The 544-nt window shown below is 69.1% G+C and carries 1 protein-coding gene; it reads left to right on the top strand.

Annotated elements, in window-relative coordinates:
* Window positions 1–544 (top strand): glycosyltransferase family 2 protein (locus CVH10_RS17045; protein ID WP_146142962.1); only part of this gene is annotated, 544 nt, incomplete at both ends.

The raw sequence follows: 544 nt of genomic DNA, 5'->3' as shown, positions 1-544 counted from the left end.
AGCTGTCCGGCGACGCCCTGGCCCGGCTGGCCGCCTGGTTCGCCGATCCCAAGGTCGGGGCGGTCGCGGGCAATGTGAAGGTCGGCAACCGCAGCAACCTGGTCACGCGCTGGCAGTCCATCGAATACGTCACCAGCCAGAACATCGACAGGCGGGCGCTGGCCCTGCTGAATGCGGTGACGGTGGTGCCAGGCGCCATCGGGGCCTGGCGCACAGAGGCCCTGCGAACCCTGGGCGGCTACCGCTCCGACACCCTGGCCGAGGACATGGACCTGACCTGGCGGGTGCGCGAGGCGGGCTGGGTCATCGCCAACGAGCCGACCGCTTTGGCCTTCACTGAGGCGCCATCGTCGCTGGGCGGTCTGTTGAAGCAGCGATTCCGCTGGAGCTTCGGCACCCTGCAATGCCTGTGGAAACACCGGCGCTCGACGTTCCGGCACGGCTGGTTCGGCGGGCTGGCGCTGCCCAGCCTGTGGCTGTTCCAGATCGTGGGCCAGGTGCTGGCGCCGTTGATCGACCTGCAACTGGCGGCGGCGATCCTGAT

Origin of the sequence: Halomonas sp. ND22Bw (assembly GCF_003011945.1) — a bacterium.
GTDB classification, from domain to species: Bacteria; Pseudomonadota; Gammaproteobacteria; order Pseudomonadales; family Halomonadaceae; genus Halomonas; species Halomonas halophila.
This window is presented reverse-complemented; position numbering and strand designations above follow the sequence as displayed.